The 20,764-nt window shown below is 60.4% G+C and carries 17 protein-coding genes; 11 read left to right on the top strand and 6 right to left on the bottom strand.

Annotated features, from left to right (window positions below; translation table 11 throughout):
- Positions 1–86: 86 nt before the first annotated feature.
- From ccmA to ccmI, 9 genes are read left to right on the top strand one after another with little or no spacing between them, the layout of a single operon-like run.
- The gene (ccmA, locus tag RE428_RS14630; RefSeq protein ID WP_040883705.1) at positions 87–734 is read left to right on the top strand and encodes a cytochrome c biogenesis heme-transporting ATPase CcmA; all 648 of its coding nucleotides are present in this window, start codon (positions 87–89) and stop codon (positions 732–734) included.
- Positions 735–739: 5 nt separating this feature from the next.
- Positions 740–1,459 (top strand): heme exporter protein CcmB, encoded by a 720-nt coding sequence (ccmB, locus tag RE428_RS14625; protein WP_406564742.1) that lies wholly within the window; start codon positions 740–742, stop codon positions 1,457–1,459.
- A gap of 15 nt (positions 1,460–1,474) precedes the next feature.
- Positions 1,475–2,209 carry a heme ABC transporter permease gene (locus RE428_RS14620; protein ID WP_004582837.1) on the top strand — a complete coding sequence of 245 codons (735 nt, stop codon included), beginning with the start codon at positions 1,475–1,477 and terminating at the stop codon, positions 2,207–2,209.
- 31 nt (positions 2,210–2,240) lie between these two features.
- Positions 2,241–2,456, top strand: a complete 216-nt coding sequence (gene ccmD, locus RE428_RS14615) for a heme exporter protein CcmD (RefSeq protein ID WP_004582838.1) — start codon at positions 2,241–2,243, stop codon at positions 2,454–2,456.
- Positions 2,456–2,950: a cytochrome c maturation protein CcmE gene (ccmE, locus tag RE428_RS14610; RefSeq protein WP_004582839.1), complete on the top strand. Its 495-nt coding sequence runs from the start codon at positions 2,456–2,458 to the stop codon at positions 2,948–2,950. The genes ccmD and ccmE overlap by 1 nt, the downstream gene beginning before the upstream one ends.
- A 20-nt stretch (positions 2,951–2,970) precedes the next feature.
- Positions 2,971–4,971 carry a heme lyase CcmF/NrfE family subunit gene (locus RE428_RS14605; RefSeq protein WP_004582840.1) on the top strand — a complete coding sequence of 667 codons (2,001 nt, stop codon included), beginning with the start codon at positions 2,971–2,973 and terminating at the stop codon, positions 4,969–4,971.
- Positions 4,968–5,504 (top strand): DsbE family thiol:disulfide interchange protein, encoded by a 537-nt coding sequence (locus RE428_RS14600; protein WP_004582841.1) that lies wholly within the window; start codon positions 4,968–4,970, stop codon positions 5,502–5,504. Before RE428_RS14605 ends, RE428_RS14600 begins: the two co-directional genes overlap by 4 nt.
- On the top strand, positions 5,505–6,002 hold the full coding sequence (locus RE428_RS14595) for a cytochrome c-type biogenesis protein (protein WP_004582842.1): 498 nt from the start codon (positions 5,505–5,507) through the stop codon (positions 6,000–6,002).
- A 57-nt stretch (positions 6,003–6,059) separates the two neighbouring features.
- The gene (gene ccmI, locus RE428_RS14590) at positions 6,060–7,328 is read left to right on the top strand and encodes a c-type cytochrome biogenesis protein CcmI (protein WP_004582843.1); all 1,269 of its coding nucleotides are present in this window, start codon (positions 6,060–6,062) and stop codon (positions 7,326–7,328) included.
- Between the two features lie 326 nt (positions 7,329–7,654).
- Here the strand turns inward: ccmI and RE428_RS14585 are convergent, their stop codons facing one another.
- From RE428_RS14585 to RE428_RS14560, 6 genes are read right to left on the bottom strand one after another with little or no spacing between them, the layout of a single operon-like run.
- Positions 7,655–9,418 (bottom strand): BatD family protein, encoded by a 1,764-nt coding sequence (locus RE428_RS14585; protein ID WP_004582844.1) that lies wholly within the window; start codon positions 9,416–9,418, stop codon positions 7,655–7,657.
- Entirely contained in the window at positions 9,412–11,250 is a 1,839-nt protein-coding gene (locus RE428_RS14580) for a VWA domain-containing protein (protein ID WP_004582845.1), read from the bottom strand. The genes RE428_RS14585 and RE428_RS14580 overlap by 7 nt, the downstream gene beginning before the upstream one ends.
- Positions 11,243–12,250 carry a vWA domain-containing protein gene (locus tag RE428_RS14575; protein ID WP_004582846.1) on the bottom strand — a complete coding sequence of 336 codons (1,008 nt, stop codon included), beginning with the start codon at positions 12,248–12,250 and terminating at the stop codon, positions 11,243–11,245. The genes RE428_RS14580 and RE428_RS14575 overlap by 8 nt, the downstream gene beginning before the upstream one ends.
- Positions 12,244–12,735 carry a DUF4381 domain-containing protein gene (locus RE428_RS14570; protein WP_004582847.1) on the bottom strand — a complete coding sequence of 164 codons (492 nt, stop codon included), beginning with the start codon at positions 12,733–12,735 and terminating at the stop codon, positions 12,244–12,246. Before RE428_RS14570 ends, RE428_RS14575 begins: the two co-directional genes overlap by 7 nt.
- Before the next feature lie 47 nt (positions 12,736–12,782).
- Entirely contained in the window at positions 12,783–13,739 is a 957-nt protein-coding gene (locus RE428_RS14565; RefSeq protein ID WP_004582848.1) for a DUF58 domain-containing protein, read from the bottom strand.
- Between the two features lie 4 nt (positions 13,740–13,743).
- Entirely contained in the window at positions 13,744–14,706 is a 963-nt protein-coding gene (locus RE428_RS14560; RefSeq protein ID WP_004582849.1) for an AAA family ATPase, read from the bottom strand.
- A gap of 359 nt (positions 14,707–15,065) precedes the next feature.
- Here RE428_RS14560 and RE428_RS14555 point away from each other — a divergent pair, with 359 nt between their 5' ends.
- Both RE428_RS14555 and can read left to right on the top strand, forming a co-directional pair.
- Entirely contained in the window at positions 15,066–19,946 is a 4,881-nt protein-coding gene (locus RE428_RS14555; RefSeq protein WP_004582850.1) for an NAD-glutamate dehydrogenase, read from the top strand.
- Between the two features lie 134 nt (positions 19,947–20,080).
- Positions 20,081–20,752: a carbonate dehydratase gene (gene can / locus RE428_RS14550; RefSeq protein WP_004582851.1), complete on the top strand. Its 672-nt coding sequence runs from the start codon at positions 20,081–20,083 to the stop codon at positions 20,750–20,752.
- Positions 20,753–20,764 lie beyond the last annotated feature (12 nt).

Here is a 20,764-nt window from a genome sequence, read left to right as displayed (position 1 = left end):
CATAAAAATCCGGTATAATTTCGGCGCTTTCGAGCAGGGCGCTCGTTGCCCGGCAGACCGACCATGACAGTAATCCTGGGTTCCTGATGTCAGTTCCACTCCTACAAGCTAGCGGCCTGGCGTGCGAGCGTGATGAGCGTGTGTTGTTCGCCAGCCTGGACCTGGCCGTGACCCCGGGCTCGCTGTTGCGGATAGAGGGCCCCAACGGCGCGGGCAAGACCACACTGTTGCGAATACTGGCCGGGCTTCACGCTGGGTTCGACGGCGAGATCGCCTGGTGCGGTGAGCCCATGCGCAAGGTGCGGGAGCATTTTCGGCGGAATCTTCTTTACATCGGCCATCGTCCCGGCATCAAACCATTGTTGACTCCCATGGAAAACCTGCGGGGGATGCTGGCGCGCAATGCCTCGGTATCCGAGCACCAATTGGAGCAGGCACTGGACGCCGTCGCGCTGTTTCCCTTCAGCCATGTGCCCTGCCATCACCTTTCCGCCGGACAGCAACGGCGTGTGGCCCTGGCCCGGCTGTATGTCTCCGACGAACCCCTGTGGATCCTCGACGAAGCCTTCACTGCCATCGACCGCGACGGCGTGCAGGGGCTTGAGCGTCTGTTGACCAAGCGAATGGCTGCCGGGGGGACGATCATTCTCACAACCCATCATGCGCTGTCGATTCCCGGCGCCCATTCCCTGAACCTCCAAGAATACCAGGTGGAAGGGGTGCCGCTGTCATGACGGCCATGCTGAAGTTGCCGCGTTTGACCCCCCGGCAGGAGGCCTTGCCGATCCTGCCGGCCTGTTGGGCCGTGTTGCGCCGGGATCTGCTATCGAGCATCCGGCGCCGGCAGGAACTCTTCAATCCACTGATTTTCTTTGTCATGGTGGTCGCGCTGTTTCCTTTGGGTGTGAGTCCAGAAGCCGAATTCCTGCGGGATGCCGGCGCCGGCATCCTCTGGGTCGCGGCGCTGCTGTCCACCTTGCTCTCGCTCGACCACCTGTTCCGCCATGATTTCGAAGAAGGGGTGCTGGAGCAGTTGTTGCTGCAGCCGCAGCCGCTATACCTGCTGGTGCTGACCAAGGTATTGGGCCACTGGTTGGTCACGGGCTTACCTCTGATTATCATGGCGCCGTTACTGGGGGTGATGGTGCATCTCGATGGGAACTCCATTGCGTATCTCTGTCTAACGCTGCTGCTCGGAACGCCCGTGCTCAGCTTTATCGGGGCAATAGGTGCCGCCCTGACGCTTGGATTGAGATCCGCCGGTATACTCCTGTCCCTGCTGATCATTCCGCTCTACATTCCCGTCCTCATCTTTGGAACCGGCACCGTCATGGCTGCCGATGAGGGATTGGCGATAGGGAGCTACCTGGCACTGTTGGGGGCCTTGCTGGTGCTGGCCCTGACCTGCGCACCGTTCGCCACGGCGGCGGCGCTGCGCATCAGCGTTTCGAATAGTTGATCGGAGACAAGGCCAATGTGGGCGTTTTTTCATAAGCTGGGTTCGCCGAAATGGTTTTACGGCATCGCCGGTCGGTTTATGCCCTGGTTGCTGGTCTCCGGACTGCTGTTACTTGGCGTGGGCGTTGTCTGGGGACTGGCCTTCGCTCCGCAGGATTACCTGCAGGGCAATAGCTACCGGATTATTTTCATTCACGTGCCGACCGCATTCCTCGCCCAGTCTGTCTACGTCATGATGGCCGCGGCGGGGGTGATCACATTGGTCTGGCGCATGAAACTGGCCGATGTGTTCGTCAAGGCGGTGGCACCGGTGGGGGCGGTCCTGACCTTTCTGGCTCTCTTTACCGGAGCGGTGTGGGGTAAGCCGACTTGGGGGACCTGGTGGATATGGGATGCCCGTTTGACCTCTATGCTGATCCTGCTTTTCCTGTACTTCGGGGTCATCGCGTTGGGCAACGCCATCGCGGACGAAAAATCGGCGGCCCGGGCGGTTGCCGTGCTGACGCTGGTGGGTGTGGTGAACATCCCCATCATCAAGTATTCGGTAGAGTGGTGGAACACGCTGCACCAGCCGGCCACTTTCAAGTTAACGGAAAAGCCCAGCATGCCTGCCGAGATGTGGGTACCGTTATTGCTGTCGGTGCTGGGGCTTTATCTCATCTTCGGCTGGTTGGCCTGCCTGCGCATGCAGACGGAGATCCTGCACCGGGAGCGACGGGCGCGCTGGGTCAGGGAACTGGTAAACGTATAACCGGTAAACGCACGGTTGAGGCGACGCGTTGATGGCTTTCGATTCACTGCAGTCTTTCTGGGTCATGGATGGCCATGGTCCGTACGTCTGGACCTGTTACATCGTATTTTTTGCCGCCTTGATCGGGTTGGCCGTCTGGTCACTCGGTCAGCGTCGACAGGTTATCGCCCGTCAACGCTGGCAACATCGCCTGGCCCAGCGGCAGACCCATACCACCGATCCTGATTCGAAGAAGAGCACTGCCTGATGCACCCCGTTCGAAAGAAAAGACTCACTATCGTCCTTTTCCTGCTTGTCGGCCTCGGCATCGCTGTTGGCCTCGTGACCTATGCCTTTCGCCAGAACATCAACCTGTTCTATGACCCCAGCCAGATTGCGGGCGGCGAGGCGCCAATCGATGTGCGGATCCGGGCCGGAGGAATGGTTGAAGACGGTAGCGTTAATCGAGATGGAGAAACTCTGCTGGTGCGCTTCAAGGTGACTGACTTCAGTTCTTCGGTGCCAGTGGAATACGAAGGCATTCTGCCGGACCTTTTTGCCGAGGGGCAGGGCGTCGTGGCGATGGGACGTATGCGTGAAGATGGCGTTTTCGTTGCCGACCAGGTTCTGGCCAAGCACGACGAAAATTATATGCCGCCCGAGGTAGCCAAGGCCATGAAAGACTCTGGTGCGCCAGGCATGTCCGGCAAGGGCGGTGCTGAACAGGCGGGGCCGAGCCGCACCGCGAACGAAGTCAATTGATTGTTTAATGGGAGACGCCGATGGTTCCTGAGTTCGGCCACTTTGCGCTAATCCTTGCCATGCTGCTGGCAGCACTGCTGGCAGTGGTGCCCCTGACCGGCTCGCTGACGGGGCGCTCGTCATTGCAGGCATTTGCACGGCCACTTGCAAGCGGGCAGTTCGTTTTCGTGGCGATTGCTTTCGCCGCCCTGACCCAGGCCTTCGTGACCGACGATTTTTCTGTCGCCTATGTGGCCAACAACAGTAACAGCATGCTGCCCTGGTACTACAAGTTCAGTGCTGTGTGGGGTGGTCACGAAGGCTCGCTGCTGCTGTGGATCCTTATCCTGACAGGCTGGACACTGGCGGTCGGCATCTTCAGCCGACGCCTGCCGACGGATCTGGTCGCCCAGGTATTGTCTGTAATGGGCATCGTCAGTTTGGCCTTCCTGCTTTTTATCCTGCTTACCTCCAACCCCTTCGAGCGGCTGCTGCCGAACGTACCGGCTGACGGCGCGGATCTGAATCCGCTGCTGCAGGATTTTGGCCTGGTGGTGCATCCGCCCATGCTCTACATGGGCTATGTTGGCTTTTCCGTGGCGTTTGCTTTCGCCATCGCAGCCCTGATCAACGGACGAATGGACGCCGCCTGGGCCCGGTGGACCCGGCCCTGGACCACCGTCGCCTGGTGTTTCCTGTCGCTTGGCATCGCCCTGGGCAGTTGGTGGGCCTACTACGAACTCGGCTGGGGTGGCTGGTGGTTCTGGGATCCGGTGGAAAACGCCTCGCTGATGCCGTGGCTGGCGGGCACCGCGCTGATGCATTCCCTGGCGGTGACCGAGAAACGGGGCGTGTTCAAGAGCTGGACCCTGCTGCTCGCCATCATTACCTTCGCCCTGAGTCTGCTGGGAGCATTCCTGGTTCGTTCGGGGGTTCTCACCTCGGTGCATGCCTTCGCCTCCGACCCGACGCGAGGCACTTTCCTGATCGGCCTGCTGGCCGTGACAGTGATCGGCTCGCTTGCACTTTACGCGTTTCGAGCACCGGTGGTGCACACCCGGGTGCGTTACGGTTCGCTATCGCGGGAAATCTTCCTGCTGCTGAACAACGTGCTGCTGCTCGCCGCCCTGCTGTTGGTGCTGGTCGGCACGCTGTACCCGCTGGTGCTGGATTATATGGGCGCCGGCACCATGTCCGTGGGCGAACCGTTCTTCAACCTTACTTTCAGCCCCGTAGCCATTGCCGTGGCGCTGTTGCTGGGCGCAGGTATCTTCTCCCGGTGGAAACGTACCGACGGCGGCTGGTTGGGGCGGCAGTTGCTCTGGCCCGCGGCGATTAGTCTTGTCCTCGCGGTTCTCGTGCCGCTGTGGCTCGGTGAATTGAAGCCCTGGGCTTTTGCCGGCTGCTTCGGTGCCGCCTGGGTGACTGTAGCGACGTTCCAGGATATATGGTCCCGATCGTCGTCCCGGCAGGGGCGATGGTACGGTCTCAAACGTCTCACTCGCAGTTACTATGGCATGGTTCTCGGCCACCTGGGGATGGCCATTACCATCGCCGGAGCCACCGTGGTCTCCAACTATGGCGTGGAGCGGGATGTCCGTATGGAGCCGGGTGAAGTCGCGCAAATGGGTGACCTGTCGTTCGCCTTCACCTCGCTGCGGCATCGGGAAGGCCCGAACTACGCGGCTGAACAGGGCGTCTTTGAAATCAGTCGGGACGGCGAACTGATTACGACCCTGTATCCGGAGAAGCGTATGTACCGCGTGCAGCGGAACGTGATGACCGAGGCCGGTATCGATGCCGGGCTGTTCCGGGATTTGTTTGTGGCGCTGGGTGAACCGGTAGGCGGCGATGCCTGGGCGGTGCGGATCCAGTTCAAGCCCCTGGTGCGCTGGGTCTGGCTCGGTTCATTGTTCATGGCAGCGGGCGGTGTGCTGGCTATAGCCGACCGTCGTTACCGTATCAAGGTCAAGGGCGGCGCGGCCGAAAAGTCTGCAGCGGGGGTGCAGGAACCAGGCGCCGTGGCAGGTAAAGCGACATGAGACGTTTCCTGCTGTTTATCCCGCTATTATTGGCCGTTGCATTGGGTGTCGTCTTATTCGCCGGTATCGGCAAGGATACGTCAGCCCTGGAATCGGCTTTGATCGATGACCCGGTACCGGCCTTCGAACTGGCGTCCCTGGAGGACCCGCACAAGATCTACCGTGCTGATGTATTCCAGGATAAGGTGGTGCTGCTCAACGTCTGGGGGACCTGGTGTCCGTCCTGCCGGGTAGAGCATTCCGAACTGGTGCGGTTAGCGACCGAGGAAGGCGTTCCCATCTACGGATTGAACTACAAGGACAATCGCGATGCTGCGCTTGAGTGGCTCAATAACCTGGGTAACCCCTACGAACTCAGTCTGTTTGACCCGCAGGGCACGCTGGGGTTCGACCTCGGTGTCTATGGTGCGCCCGAGACCTACATCATCGATGGCGAGGGCATTGTGCGTTATCGCCATGTGGGCGTAGTAGACCGCAAGGTCTGGACTGAGGAGCTCGAACCGCGGATCAGGCAGTATCGGGAGGAGAGCTGAGTGCGCGAATTTTTACTGATATCGCTTCTTTTATTGGGCGGACTGGCGCACGCCGCCTCAGAGAGCTATCCGCTGGATAGCGAGGCCGAGCGCGAGCGCTTCAACACCCTGACCAGCGAACTGCGCTGCCCCAAGTGCCAGAACCAGAGCATCGCCGATTCCAATGCCCCCATAGCCAGCGATATGCGCGCCGAGGTGCACCGGCTTGTCCAACAGGGTGAAAGTAACGAGGCGATCATGGAAGCCATGACCTCGCGCTTTGGTGAGTTTGTCCGTTACAAGCCGGAGCTCGACCAGCGCACCTTCCTGCTGTGGTTCACCCCGCTGATCGTCGTGGTGATTGGTGTGGCCGCGGTTGCCCTGGTGGTTGTCCGCTCCCGTCGCGCAAGCTCGGAAAACGAGCCGGTCCTCAGTGAGACCGACCGGCGCAAGGTGGATGGATGGCTCAGCGAAAATGCCAGCCCATCCGATAACGACGAGGCTCAGGGACGGAGTTGACCTTTCCCACCGCCAGAATCTTTCTGTCTATCTGATTTCGAATAGGGTCAAGTATTTATGACACTGGCTTTTTGGCTGACGCTCGCCGCCCTGATTGGCCTCGCCCTGGTTTTCGTACTGTATCCCCTTGTCTTTCATCGTCCAGAAAGGTCGGCCGTTAACGACATCCGCCACCAGAACCTGCTGGCCTACCGTTCCCGCCTGGCAGAGCTTGAGACAGAGCGTGACGCAGGCTCCCTCGACGAAGCGACCTATCAGCAGATGAAAGAGGAATTGGCCGGTAGCCTGCTGGACGACGTCGGTCAGTCCGAACAGGAGGCGCAGCGGGTATCCCGGCGCGTCCCCGGCCGGCGGCCGGCGATGGCAATCGTGGCGGCCAGTGTCGTGCTGGTGCCGGCGGCATCGTTGTGGCTATACAACGATTGGGGCGGCGTCGACCAGCTTGAGCAATACCAGACCATGCTGGAGATGCGTCAGACCGATCAGGCCCAGGGTCAGCAGATGGCCCAACTGGCGGAACAGCTACGCCAGCGTCTGCTGGACAATCCGGAAAACCTGGAAGGCTGGGCGATGCTGGGTCGCACTTACATGAACCTGGAAAATTACGCGCAAGCTGCCTGGGCCTATGAGCAGTTGGCCGGGCAACTGGATGATGTGCCTGCAGAGGCGGCGACTGCCTGGGGGCTGGCTGCCCAGGCTCGTTTCTTCGAGAGCCGTGGTGCCATGAACGACAAGGTCATGGGTGCCATTTCCGAGGCGCGTGAGCGCAATCCGGACGAAGTCAATGTATTGGGACTGTTGGGTATCAACGCATTCGAACGCCAGGCGTACCAGGAAGCCATAGATTACTGGGAGCGGATCATTGAGGTGGCGCCGGACCATCCGCAACTACCTTCCATCCGCCAGGGCGTCGCGGAGGCGTATCGCCGCCTCGGGCAGCCGGTGCCTGATAGCCTGGCTCAGCCTGCCGGCGCCTCGGTCACGGTGCGTGTCGAGCTGGCGGATGCGTTCAAGGATCAGATTCCGCCGGACACGGCTCTGTTCATTTTTGCCCGCGCCGCGGAAGGTGGCGGTATGCCTTTGGCGGTGGCAAGACTGACGGCAGCCCAATTGCCCACGACCGTGACTCTGGACGACAGCATGGCCATGGCGCCGGGCGCTAAACTGTCCGGTGCCCAGCGTGTGACATTGGCGGCGCGACTATCACCGTCCGGCAACGCGATCCCGCAAAGTGGTGACTGGCAGGGTGAGGGTGCTGCGCCGGTCGATCTGGGTGACTACGAGGGTGAGCCTGTCGAGGTGGTGATTGATCGGCGGGTGCCTTGAAGGCGGTGTATAAGGCAGGAAGCCCCGAATGGAGGCCTTTCCCAGGTCTGGCGGAATTCGCAGCTGTGACCATTTCTGCCGAAAAAGGCAGCCCTGCAGGCTGCTCCGAAGCTGAAGCGTCGGCTACATGCTCGAGTTATCGGACACGTGCTCGAGTTATCGGACACGTGCTCGAGTTATCGGACACGTGCTCGAGTTTGCGGCGAAATGTAGCCGACGCTTTAGCTTCGGAGGCGCCGAAGGTGCCCATTGCTCTGGTGCCCTGAGCGGCGTCCTATCCGGGCCTTTCTAAATCCTCCCATCACTCTCTATGACGGATTTGATGCCTACACCCTGGCATCCCTGGACCGCAAGCCATTAGGGTAGAGCGGTGCTAGGTTCGACCGACGTAACGTCTCCTTTCGTTCCCGCAATGCCTGCAAGCGCTCGATCAATTTATCCGGCGACCAGTTCTGGTCGTTACCATGCTCCCCATAAAGCCTCGCCTGCAACCCGTTGAGCTCCTCTTCCAGTTCACCATCGTCGCTGAAACGAATGACATCCGCCACACTGCGCAGGTGTTGGTTGTTGAAGCGCCGACGGGCCCAGCGCGGCAGCAGGCTAAGTGTCTGGGCCGAACGGGCGCGGATAGTGGATTCCAGGTCGGCGAAGAGGACGGCTTCGGTCGGGTCCAAGGCTCCTGCGGACTCTTCGGGATCTCGCGCCCGTCTGCGATTCAGCCACCAGAACAGGACGGTGAGGGCCCATCCGGTACCGAGGGCGACCGCAAGCCAGAGCCAGGTTCTATCCATGGGTGCGGCGGTCTCTGGACGCTTGGCAGGTGATCCGGAGCTAGTCTCCGATGTTGTGACCTGCGGCTGTTCAGGCTGGTGGGACTGCGTTTGCGCGGGCGGTGTTGCAGCCGCTGCATTGCTGTCCGTAATGTTCAGCGTGCGCGCCGGAAGCGTTGCAACGCGTTGGCGGTCATTGACGGTATCCCACCACGGTACGCGGATTTCGGGCAGGGTAATCTCGCCGGGTTGGACGGCGACCAGCGCTGTGCTCTCGGTGCGTGAAGAAGTGACCGTGCGCCGGTCTACGCTGGATTCCATTTCCGGCTTATCCGGATAGCTTCGCACGGCGTCGGGGTAATCCACGTCCAGTGGCGGCAGGGCAGAGCCTAGCAGGCCCAGGGCATTGAGCTGGAGCGTGCGGGTAATGCTCTTGCCGGCCTGCAGGTCGGTACTGCGGTCGCTCCAGGCTTCGCTGAGCTCCAGGCTGGCGGCGGGCAGCCAGGTCTTACCGGTGAAGCCGTCCGGAACATCCTTCACCGGTACGCTGACGGGGTCCGCCTGATCCCGCAGGAAGTTGAGCTGGCCGTCGTCAGTGCGCGCCTGGCCGTTGAAGGTAATACTGTCGATCTCTAGGGTGCCGGGATTTTGCGGATAGATGACGTAGCGCCGTTCCACTACCCGGTAGCGGGTGTTGTTCCGTACCCGTACGTACTCCTGCTGTTCGCCCATGGATTCGACAATGGCATCCGGGTGGCTGGGCTGGCTCAGGTCGCCGCGGATCAGGTTACCGCGGTAGAACAGACGCACCATCAGCACAAGCTGTTCCTGTACGTAGACTTCGGGTTTGTCCGTTTCGACTTCAACCAGGGCCATGGGGGCGCCACCGTCGGCAGCCGGCGCCTGGCCAGCGAGGACTTCGACGGTGACAGGTTCGGATTGGGCATCGCGGAATGTTAGCGGAGGAATTTCCAGGGTGCCGGTTTTCTTCGGGGCCAACTCATAGATCCACGTGATGATGGCCCGGGCGTCACCATTGACCGAGCGCAGGCTGTACTTCTGGTGCTTACCCAAGACTTCGAAATTCTCCTCCAGCGCCGACTCCTCCGGCGAAGGCAGTTCCATCTCCCCCAAGTTGAATAGCATGTCGAGATCCATGGAGAAGGGCATTTCGCCGGTGACGGTCATGGTCAACGTTTGGTTCTCGTGCAGTTGCGTCCGGTCCACGTGAACCTCCAACCTGTCTTCAGCGGTCGCGACCGAGACTGTAAACAGTAGTGTAAGAAGCAGCAGGGTAAGCTGCCGGACGTGGATCACCATGGTGTATCGCCTTCCATTTGTTGTTCGCTGCCGCGTTCGCGGTACTGGTAAAGGAATTTGCGCCGCATCAGGCCGGAGGGGTCGTCCGGAATGCGTCGGAGCCACTGTTCCTGGCTCTGGCTCAGCTGCTCGCGGTCGATCGGTTCTGGCGCCTGAGCCTGGGCTTCGCCCTCCTGCTCCCCGTGGTTTTGGTCCTGCTGCTGCCCCATGGCCTGGCGCTGCTGTTCTTGCTCCAACTGTTGCTGCTGATCCGCTGTCTCGTCCTCGGACCGTTCCTGGCGACCTTGCTGGTCACCCGGCTGGCCGGACGACTGTTGGCCCTGCTGACCTTCGTTGCCTTGCTGGCTTTGACTCTGGCTTTGCTCTTGCTGGCCCTGGGATGAAGAATCCTGCTGCTGTTGCTGATTCTGGCCGGACTGGCCCTGCTGCTGGTCCTGTGAATGCTGGTTACCCTGTTGCTCCTGTTTCTGCTGCTGTTCCAGCAACTGCTTTACCAGATCGCGATTGAACTGGGTGTCGGCGTCATCCGGGTCCCGTGCCAACGCTTTGTCATAGGCATCGAGTGCGGCCTCTAGTTCGCCCTTGCGGGCCAGGGCATTCCCCCGGTTGTAATGGGCGCTCGCGGTGTCCGACTGGCCAAACTGTTTGGCCGCGCTGGCATAGTCCTGCGCACGATAGAGGGCGGAGCCTTTCCAGTCCGGGTCATCCAGTTTCTTTGCGGCCGCCACCGGGTCCTGCTGGATCATGGCTTCGGCCCGTTGATCCGGCCGGCTCCACAGACTTTCCCAGTCCATAGCCTGAGCCGGTTGCGGAACCAGGGGTAAAAGTGCCAGCGGCAGGGCCAGCAACGCACCCCTTCGCCAGGCCAGCAGCGCAATCGGCAGAACCAGCCAGAGTAACCAGTAGCCGTCGTCCTGCCAGCGTTGGACCGTCAACTCCCGTTCGCTCTGCTGCCAGTCGTCGCTGTCGGCCGTGCGCAGTTCAAGCGAGCGGATGTCGCTGTCATCCAGGGTAACCTGGGTGCTAAGCCCGCCTGTGGAGTGGGCGAGGTCGGCGAGGCGATCCGGTTCGGCGTGGGCGATAACGACATCGTCACCGTCGCGGATAAAACCACGCTTCGGCAGCGGGATTGGGCCACCTTCGCGCGTGCCGACCACTAACGTGCTCAGGGTATAGGGGGAGGACTGCAGCGTTTCACGTATCGATTGGATATCTGACGGGCGTACGGCGTCGGTCACCAGTAAAATGCGGCCCGGCCCTGGGGCGCCTTGCTCCAGAAGCTGTTCCGCCTCGTCGATGGCGCGATCGGCGCGATTGCCGCTGGCGGGCATCATGAAGGGATCGAGCACGCTGAGCAGGCTTTCGATAGTCCGGCCATCGTCGGTGAGGGGCGTAACGACGTGCGCGTCGCCGGAATAGACGACCAATGCGGTAAAGCTGCCCTTGCGCTGCTCGATCACGTCGCGGATCTTGCGCTTGGCCTGGGTCAGGCGATTGGGGTCGACGTCCTCGGCTAGCATGGAGAGAGACAGATCCAGCGCAATGACCAGGCTATCGTTCTGCTGCATTAGGGGCGTGGGCGCCTCGCGCCAACTGGGGCCGGCAAGTGCGATTGAGCTGATGATCACTAGCAAGCCAAGCAAAAGCCCGGGTCGTTTTCGACGGGTTTCCTGTTCGGTCGCCTCGCCCAGCAGCGGACGCAGCAGTGGCTCTGGAATCACCCGGGCCCACCCGCTCTGGCCTTGTCCTTGATAGCGCAGGATTAGCGGTATCAACGGCAGCAGGATCATTAGCAACAGCCACAAGGGGCGTACGAAATGGAAGTTATCCATAGCTCGCCTCCGGCATCCGCCGCTTGATGTGGCTCAGGAGCATGCCGACCAGCATCAGAAGCACGGCTATTCCGGCGGGCCAGTAGAAGAGATCCGTGGTCGGACGGTACTGTTTGCCTTCGAGTTCGATCGGTTCCAGCTGATTGATGGTTTCGTAGATCATTTCCAGTTCAGGCGTGCTGCGGGCCCGGAAATAGCGGCCGCCGGTCTCGTCGGCAATGCTTTGCAGGAGTTCTTCGTCCAGGTCCCGGGACGGGTTGACCTTGCGGCTGCCGAGAAAACCACGCTGGACCATCGATTCCGCACCCATGCCGATGGTGTAGATGCGAACGCCAGCGGCTGCGGCGATTTCGGCGGCTTTCTCCGGCGTAACCTCGCCGGCGGTATTGGCGCCGTCTGTCAGCAGGACCAGCACACGTTGCTCCTGGGGCCGGTCCCGCAGGCGCTTGACGGCCAGACCTATGGCGTCACCGATTGCCGTCGCACGCCCGGCCATTCCCAGCTGGGCTTCCTGCAGCAAGGTGCGGATGGTTTCGTGGTCGAACGACAGGGGCGCCTGGATATACGGCTGGGTGCCGAACAGCAGCAAACCCAGGCGATCACCTTCGCGCTGGGCGATAAAGTCGTTGAGCACATCCTTTACCGCGGTCAGTCGATTCACCCGGCGCTGGCCGAGGATCATGTCTTCTTCTTCCATACTCGGTGAAATATCCACGGCGAGCAGCAGGTCGCGGCCGGTGACGGGCAACTGGACGCTCTCGCCCACGTATTGCGGTCGAGCCAGGGCAACGACCAGGAGTAACCAGGCCAGCAATAGCAGGAGCTTCTGCCAGATGCTGCGCGCGTTGCCGCTGCGGCTGACACCGGGCAGGTCACTCAGCCAGTGCCCGACGGGCAGGGTGGGGGCGGCGACCTGGCCGGCCTCCTTGCGCTGCCGACGCCACCACAGCAGCGGTAGTATTGCCAATGGCAGCATCCAGGGATAGGCGAGCTCTAGCACCGCTGACCTCCCAGCCACTGGTCGGCGACCCTGCAGGCGGTCTCTGGCGGCAGTTGCGGCTTGGGCGACCAGGCGGCGTTGACCATGGACTCCACCTCTTGCTTATCCAGCGTGGGGCGTGTGCGCAGGATGAAGTCTGCCCACTGCTGCCCGGTCAGTGTGTGTGGATGCTGGTCCGGGTAACGCTCTCGGGCGCACCGCTTCAGCAGGGCATTGAGTTCGGTGTACCAGGTGTTGTCGGCTGTGGCGGAGGCCTTCAGGCCATCGAGTTCGCGGCGGGCGTCTCGGATCCAGCGGTTACGCCGGTAGCGCCGCCAAAGCACCCAGCCTAACCATGCCACCAAGAACAGGATCAGGACGGCTAGGACCCACCAACCCGGCGCCGGCGGCCAGAAACCGCCGGGGTCGGGCATGTGGATGTCCCTCAACTGCGCCAGCGGATCGCCTTGGGTCGGGGCGCCCTGGGGAGTGGCGCCTTGAGTCATGGATCGTGGTGCTACTGCCTCTGTCATCGTCGTCACAGGTGTTGATGTCAGCCCAGGCGGCCGCGAGGACCGAGGATGGTCTTCAACGCCTGGGCCGGTTGTTGTCCGGTATAGATCGAGCTTACCCCAACGCCGGCTTTACTGAAGCAGCGTTCGACCTGGTATTCATGTTCGGCGACCTTGGCTTCGAAAGCCTTCCTGAAGTTCGCGTTGCCGGCATCGAACCACAGCGGCCCTTCTGGCCCGGCGATCGCGAACCGACCGCGATCCGGTAGGTGCTGTTCCAGGGGGTCGACGATTCGCAGCGCGCTGAGCGTATTGTGACGGGCCAGCTGCGCGATCAGGCCCGGCGTCTCCGGCGTCAGGTTGATAAAGTCACTGATGATGAAAACACGGCTGCCGGTATGGGCGATACGGCGGGCTTCACGAAGCGCTTCATCCAGTCCCGCACCGCGTCGGCTTGCGTCTACTGTCGCATCGCCCCGGTGATCGTCCTGACGTCGTACGAGACTGTCGAGCAGGCGAACGACGGCCTTGCGTCGACGTGCGGGCCGCAGGACCTCGTATGCATGGTCGGAGAATACGATGCCACCTACCTGGTCGCCAGCAAACAGACCGAGCCATGCGATCAGGCCGGCGGTCTGGGCGGCGCGGACTCGCTTATAGGCGCCCTGGCTGCCGAAATACAGTGAGTCGCCAAGGTCGCAGATCAACAGCAGCGGTCGTTCCCGTTCTTCCTCGTACAGTTTGGTATGGGGTGTCTGACGCCGGGCGGTTACCCGCCAGTCTATGCTGCGGATATCGTCCCCCGGGTGGTACTGGCGCACCTCGGCAAACGCCATGCCGCGGCCTTTCTGGGTGGAACGCGCCGCACCCGCCTTGCGCACCGCCACCGGCCGGCTGCCGGGCAGCCGAAGGGCTCGCGCGTCGGCCTGCAGCCGTATCAAGGCAGGCAGGTCTATGCGGATCAGTGGTGCGGTATCGTTCGAAGGCGTAACGTTCATGGTCTCAGGCGGCAACGGGCACCCGATCGATCAGTCGCTGGATAACGTCGTCCGGTGTAATCCCATCCGCTTCCGCCTCGAAGGTCAACAGGATGCGGTGACGCAGGACATCGAAGGCGATGGCGCGCACGTCATCCGGGCTGACGAAGTCCCGTCCGTCGAGCCAGGCCTTTGCGCGCGCGCAACGGTCCAGGGCGATAGTGCCGCGGGGACTGGCGCCGAACGCAATCCAGCGGGCCAGTTCGCTATCGAGGTCCGCCGGCTGGCGACTGGCCAGAACCAGGGCAACCAAATAGTCCTCGACGGCTTCGGCCATGAACAGCTCGCTGGCATCCAGCCGCGCCTGGAATATATCGTCGGCACGAAGCCTGAGTTCGGTCGGCGCAGGTCCCTGCTGGTAGTCCTTGCGCGCCAGGTGCAGGATGTCCCGCTCGGCACCGGCGTCAGGGTAGTCGATGAGCACGTGCATCAGGAAACGGTCGAGCTGGGCTTCGGGCAGGGGATAGGTGCCTTCCTGCTCGATGGGGTTCTGGGTCGCCATGACCAGGAACAGGCGATCCAGCGCGAAACTCTTCATGCCGACACTGACCTGGCGTTCGCCCATGGCTTCGAGCAGGGCGGATTGAACCTTGGCCGGCGCCCGGTTGATTTCGTCGGCCAGCACTAGGTTATGGAAAATGGGGCCTTTCTGGAACTCGAACAGGCCGGTCTCGGCGCGATAGATCTCGCTGCCGGTTACATCGGAAGGCAGGAGGTCGGGGGTGAACTGGATGCGGTGAAAGTCGCCTTCGATATGTTCGGACAGTGTTTTGATGGCGGTGGTCTTGGCCAGCCCGGGTGCACCCTCGACCAAAAGGTGTCCGTCCGCGAGTAGGGCGATCAACAACCGGTCGACCAGTTTTTCCTGGCCTATGATCCTTTTAGCTAATTGGGATCTGAGATCCCCGAATATACGCTGTAGAGACATTTCACCTTCCGTTATTTTTCGTTGGCCGAGTGCAGTAGGCGAGCAACCTTGATCCGTATTCACCACAATCGTCGCGGGCATCCAGTGTTTGTAACCTACCAGCAAAAATCAAGGGTTTGACTATGCTATTGGTCAGAGCCTCGACGTCGTGTTAAGACAGAAGCTCAATGTTTTCAGGACTCAGCGTTTTCAGGACAAAGTCTAATGTGATTGCCTGCGTTGGTAGAACAGCGTCCTGTATTGAACCGGTCGGTATTTGAATCGGACGGACTTAAATAGCACGCTGGCTGAAACCCAGTCTGTGACAGGTCTCCGCCAAATTTGTTTATTAACATTCATTCAGAAAGTTGGGGTTGCACATGAACGCGCTGACGGTTACCAGCAAGGACCAGTTTCATGACCTGCTGGCCGAAGCCTTTGCCGAGAAGATAAACAAGACAGAAGCGAAGAAGATCAGTGATTTTGCAGTCCAGCACCTGGCCCACCTTCCCCTCGATGAATTGATTTCCCGCCGTTTCGCAGACATCTATGGTTCCGTCCTCGCGGCCTGGCAGTTCGTCCAGAAGCGAGAGGCCGCGCAGACGCCGGTAGCTGTCTTCAACCCGGATCTTGAGAGCGATGGCTGGCAGTCGACCCATTCGGTCATATTCATCCTGCATCCGAATATCCCTTTCCTGATCGATTCCATCCGCATTGCCATCAACCAGCGTGAGATCGGCACGCATACCCTGTACCACTCGATTCTTCAGGTGGAGCGGGATCGCAGCGGCAAACTGAAGAAAGTGCACGACCGGGACCGCAAGAAATCCTCTAAAACCGAGTTTGAGGCGATGATCGTGCTTGAGATCGATCGCCACAGCGATCCGGAAGAATTGCGCGGTCTTGAGGAGGAACTGCAGGCGGTACTCGAGGAAGTGCGCATCGCGGTTGATGACTTCCCAGGAATGAAGGAAAAGGCCTCCGAGATCCTGAAGGAACTCGACAACTGCAAGGCCAAGATCGATGCGGACGACCTGGCGGAAGCCCATAAGTTCCTCGAGTGGCTGGTGAACGACCACTTCACGTTCCTCGGCTACGACGAGTACGACTTCATCAAGGAAAAGGGCGGCATGCTGGTCAAACAGGTGCCGGATTCGGAGATGGGCATTCTGCGGGTGCATAACGAGCGCCCGGTGAAGGTCCGGTTGGAAGAGTTGCCCCAGCGCACCCGTACCGAGATGACCCGTACCGACGATATTTTTATCTTCGCCAAGTCGGCCCAGCGTTCTCGTGTGCACCGTCCGGCGTATCCGGACTACATCGCGGTCAAGAAATTCAATGCCAAGGGCGAGGTGATCGGCGAGCGACGGTTCCTTGGTCTATACACCTCCCATGTATACCAGGAGCGGCCGGATCAGATTCCGCTACTGCGTCGAAAGGTGAGTGAAGTCATCCAGCGCTCCGGCTTCCTGCGTGATGATTACGCGGGTAAGGAGCTGGACCAAATCCTGACAGTCTATCCTCGCGACGAGCTGTTCCAGATCGAGTCGGACGAACTCTATCGGGTCGCCCTGGATATCCTTTACATCCAGGAACGGCGCATGATCAAGATCTTCATGCGCGAGGACGTATACGGCCAGTTTGTAACCTGCCTGGCATTCTTCCCGCGGGACATCTACAACACCGAGCTGCGGCTGAGGGTCGAGAAGGTCCTGAGGGAGCGACTCGGTGCCGAGGACATCGAATTCGTCACCCATTTCTCCGAGTCCGTGTTGGCCAGGGTGCAGTTCACCATTCGCGTGCCCCAGGTGGAAAACCGTCAGCTGCCCGTGCACGATATCCAGGAACAAGTCATTGCGCTGGCCCAGTCCTGGCGTGACGGTTTGTCCGACGCCCTGCACGAGACCCACGGCGAAGAGCGCGGTAACGAGCTCATCCGTCTCTACCACAATGCTTTCCCCGGCAGCTACCGCGACATGTTCTCACCGCGCCGGGCGGCCATCGACCTTGAGCATATCATCGAGTCGACGGATACCGATCGCATCGGTATGAGCTTCTATCGGGCGCTCGAGGAAGAAGAGAGCACGGTCCACTTCAAGCTGTTTTCACCCAATGCACAATTGCCGTTATCCGACGTGATGCCGATCTTCGATAACCTCGGTTTCCGGGTTATCGGCGAGCATCCGTTCGAGGTGGTGGATCGCAACGAGCGAACCGTGTGGATTCATGACTTCTCGCTCCAGGCCTATTCCGGCAAGGTCGTGGACATCCACCGCATACGGCCGATCTTCGAGGACCTGTTTACCCGGGTCTGGTATGGCGAGGCGGAAAACGACAGCTTCAACCGCCTGGTGCTGGCTTGCTATCTGGACTGGCGCCAGATCGCTATGTTCCGTTCGTATTCGCGGTACATGCAGCAGATCCGGATTTCCAATAGCCAGACGTTTATCGCGACTACGCTGGTCAACCATGTTGATCTGGCGCAGACACTGCTTGAATTCTTCGCGGTACGTTTCGATCCCAAACGCAACCAGAGTGCGGGCAAGAGCGCGGCGGCCCAGCAGAAGCTGGAACTGGAGTTCAACTCCGGTCTGGACGAGGTGGAAAACCTCAGTGAGGACCGGGTATTGCGCCTGTTCCTCGACCTGATGAAGGCCACACTTCGCACCAACTACTTCCAGCCGGATGGCGACGGTCAGGCCAAGACCTACATCAGCTTCAAATTCCGTCCTTCCGAGATTCCGGACATGCCGCTGCCGATGCCCATGTTCGAAATCTACGTATACTCGCCGCGGGTGGAAGGCGTGCACCTGCGTGGCGGTAAGGTGGCACGGGGCGGGTTGCGCTGGTCGGACCGTTTCGAGGATTACCGTACGGAGATCCTGGGACTGGTCAAGGCCCAGCAGGTCAAGAATGCGGTGATCGTACCGGTCGGGGCGAAGGGCGGCTTCGTCGCCAAACAGCTGCCTGAAGGCGGTGACCGGGACGCGATCCAGCGCGAGGGCATCGAGGCCTATAAGACATTTATTCGCGGGCTTCTCGATGTAACCGACAACCTCTCGGATGGCACGATCAAGCCTCCGTTGAATGTGATTCGCCACGACGAGGACGATCACTACCTGGTCGTCGCGGCGGACAAGGGCACAGCGACGTTCTCGGACATCGCCAATGGCTTGTCGGCCGAATATGACTTCTGGCTGGGGGACGCCTTCGCCTCCGGTGGCAGCCAGGGTTACGACCACAAGAAGATGGGCATCACTGCCAAGGGCGCCTGGGTCTCCGTGGAGCGCCATTTTCGCGAGCTGGGCATCAACCCGAACAAGGACGATTTCACGGTCATTGGTATCGGCGACATGGCGGGGGACGTGTTCGGCAACGGCCTGCTGCGCTCCGAGCATGCCAAGCTGATCGCGGCGTTCAACCACATACACATCTTCGTCGACCCGTCACCGGATCCCAAGAAGAGTTTCGAAGAGCGCAAGCGCCTGTTCGAGCAGCCGCGCTCAGCCTGGACCGACTATAACGCGGACCTGATCTCGAAGGGCGGCGGGGTGTTCAACCGCAACGCCAAGTCAATCCCGGTCAGTGCCGAGATGAAGAAACTGTTCGGTATCAAGTCGGATCGCGTTCCGCCGAACATGTTGATCAGCCATATCCTCAAGGCCCAGGCGGACCTGCTGTGGTTCGGTGGTATCGGTACCTACGTCAAGGGCTCCCAGGAAACCCATACCGATGTGGGCGACAAGGCCAACGACGGTCTCCGGGTCAATGGCAAGGAGCTGCGCTGCAAGGTGGTCGGCGAGGGTGGCAACCTGGGGATGACCCAGTTGGGTCGCATCGAATTCGGCCTCAATGGTGGGCGCCTGAATACGGACTTTATCGACAACGCCGGAGGGGTGGATTGCTCTGACCACGAGGTCAACATGAAGATCCTCCTCAACCGCGTAGTGGCGGCCGGCGACCTGACCGAAAAACAGCGTAACAACATGCTGGAGAAGATGACCGACGACGTATCGGATCTGGTGTTGTTGAACAATTACCGCCAGACCCAGGCGATCAGTATCGCCAATACGGGTGCGACGGCTCGGCTTGAAGAGTACCGTCGCCTGATGGCCAACCTTGAATCTGCCGGCAAGCTCAATCGCGAACTGGAGTTCCTGCCGGACGAGGAGACCCTGGCCGACCGCAAGGTCAAGAAACAGGGGCTGACCCGGCCGGAGTTGTCCGTACTGATTTCCTACGTCAAGGCGGATCTCAAGCAGCTATTGGTTGAAAGCGATCTGCCGGACGAGCCGGGATTGTCGTCGGAGATGCACAAGGTGTTTCCCGATGCACTGATCAAGAAATTCGGCAAGGAACTGGAAGAACACCAGCTGCGCCGAGAGATCATCGCTACCCAGATTGCCAATGATATGGTCAACCACATGGGGATTACGTTTGTTGATCGTTTGCGGCAGTCCACCGGCGCGTCGGTCTCCGCCATTGCCATGGCCTGGATTATCGCGCGCGATGTCTATCGGCTGGACGAATGGTGGGACAAGATCGAGGAGCTGGACTACAAGGTGCCGGCGTCACTCCAACTGGAACTGATGAACGAACTGATCCGCCTGGTACGCCGTGCGGTGCGTTGGCTGCTGCGCAACCGGCGCAGCGAGCTCAATATACAGTCCCACATGGACCGTTTCGCCAAAGCGCTATCGGATATCATCGCCCAACTGCCGGAGTACCTGGGCGAGCAATCTCGTAAGGATTGGGAGAAGCAGTTTAACGATCTGGTGGAGAAATCCATTCCGAAGGATGTGGCCGGAGTCGTTGCCGGCACCTCATACCTGTACTCGGCGCTGGGCATCATCGAGGCTCACGAAACCACCAAGGTACCCCTCAAGAAAGTGGCGAACCTGTATTATCGCCTTGGAGAGGAGCTTAATCTCAACTGGTTTGCCGGTGCCGTCGCGCGCCTGTCGCCGACATCCCATTGGGAAGCGCTGGCGCGGGAAAGCTTCCGTGAGGACCTCGATTGGCAACAGCGGGCCCTGACCACCGGCGTACTGCGGCGTAGCGGCAAGGATCTGGAAGTGAGCGAAGCCATTGACGATTGGATGTCACGGCATGATGTGTTGGTCAGTCGTTGGGAGTCGATGCTGTCCGAACTGCGCAGCGCAAGGGAACCGGAGTATGCCATGTTCTCAGTAGCACTGAGGGAGCTGTTGGACCTGGCCCAGTCATCCATGCATTCTCCCCTGGATGATGCAGACCACTGACTCGACTTGCCCTTGGCGGTCTATTGAAGTTCAATCGGGACGCCGGCTCCGATGTGACGGGGTCGGCGAACTTTCGTGCGGGCTCGGCCAACTTGCGGCCGGGGCTGCTTTGTGGCTCTAGAGAGAATGGGATTATGCGACGCCTGAACCATCTATTCCAAAGTAACCAAGCGTGGGCAGACAAAATCAAGGAAGAGGATCCACGCTTCTTCGAACGTCTTTCCAATCAGCAGGCCCCCGAGTACCTCTGGATCGGCTGCGCCGACAGCCGAGTACCGGCTAACCAGATTGTCGATCTTATGCCCGGCGAGCTTTTCGTACATCGCAATGTTGCCAACGTGGTGGTGCATACCGACTTCAACTGCCTGTCCGTGCTGCAGTTCGCCGTCGACGTGCTCAAGGTAAAGCATGTGATGGTCGTTGGCCATTACGGCTGCGGCGGCGTCAAGGCCGCGCTCAAGAACGAGGGGTTCGGTCTGATCCATAACTGGCTACGTCATGTACAGGATGTGCGCGATCACTTCACCCCGGTATTGAATGAGCTACCGACCGAGAGCGAGAAGGTGGACCGCCTGTGCGAACTCAACGTACTCGAGCAGGTGCGCAACGTTTGCCAAACAGCAACCGTGCAGGAAGCCTGGGCGCGCGGGCAGCAGTTGTCTGTTCATGGCTGGGTCTATGACGTAGCCGATGGCCTGTTGCGGGATATGGGGCTCTGCATCACCAACGCCGAGGAGCATGATGAGTTGTACGAGCGGAGTGTGAACGAACTGGTTGCACGCCCGGTTCGTTCATTCGGAAGTTGATCATGTAGTGCG

Origin of the sequence: Marinobacter nanhaiticus D15-8W, assembly GCF_036511935.1 — a bacterium.
Lineage (GTDB): Bacteria > Pseudomonadota > Gammaproteobacteria > Pseudomonadales > Oleiphilaceae > Marinobacter_A > Marinobacter_A nanhaiticus.
Note: the sequence above shows the minus strand (reverse complement) of the source record. Positions and strands in the feature narration are given on the sequence as shown.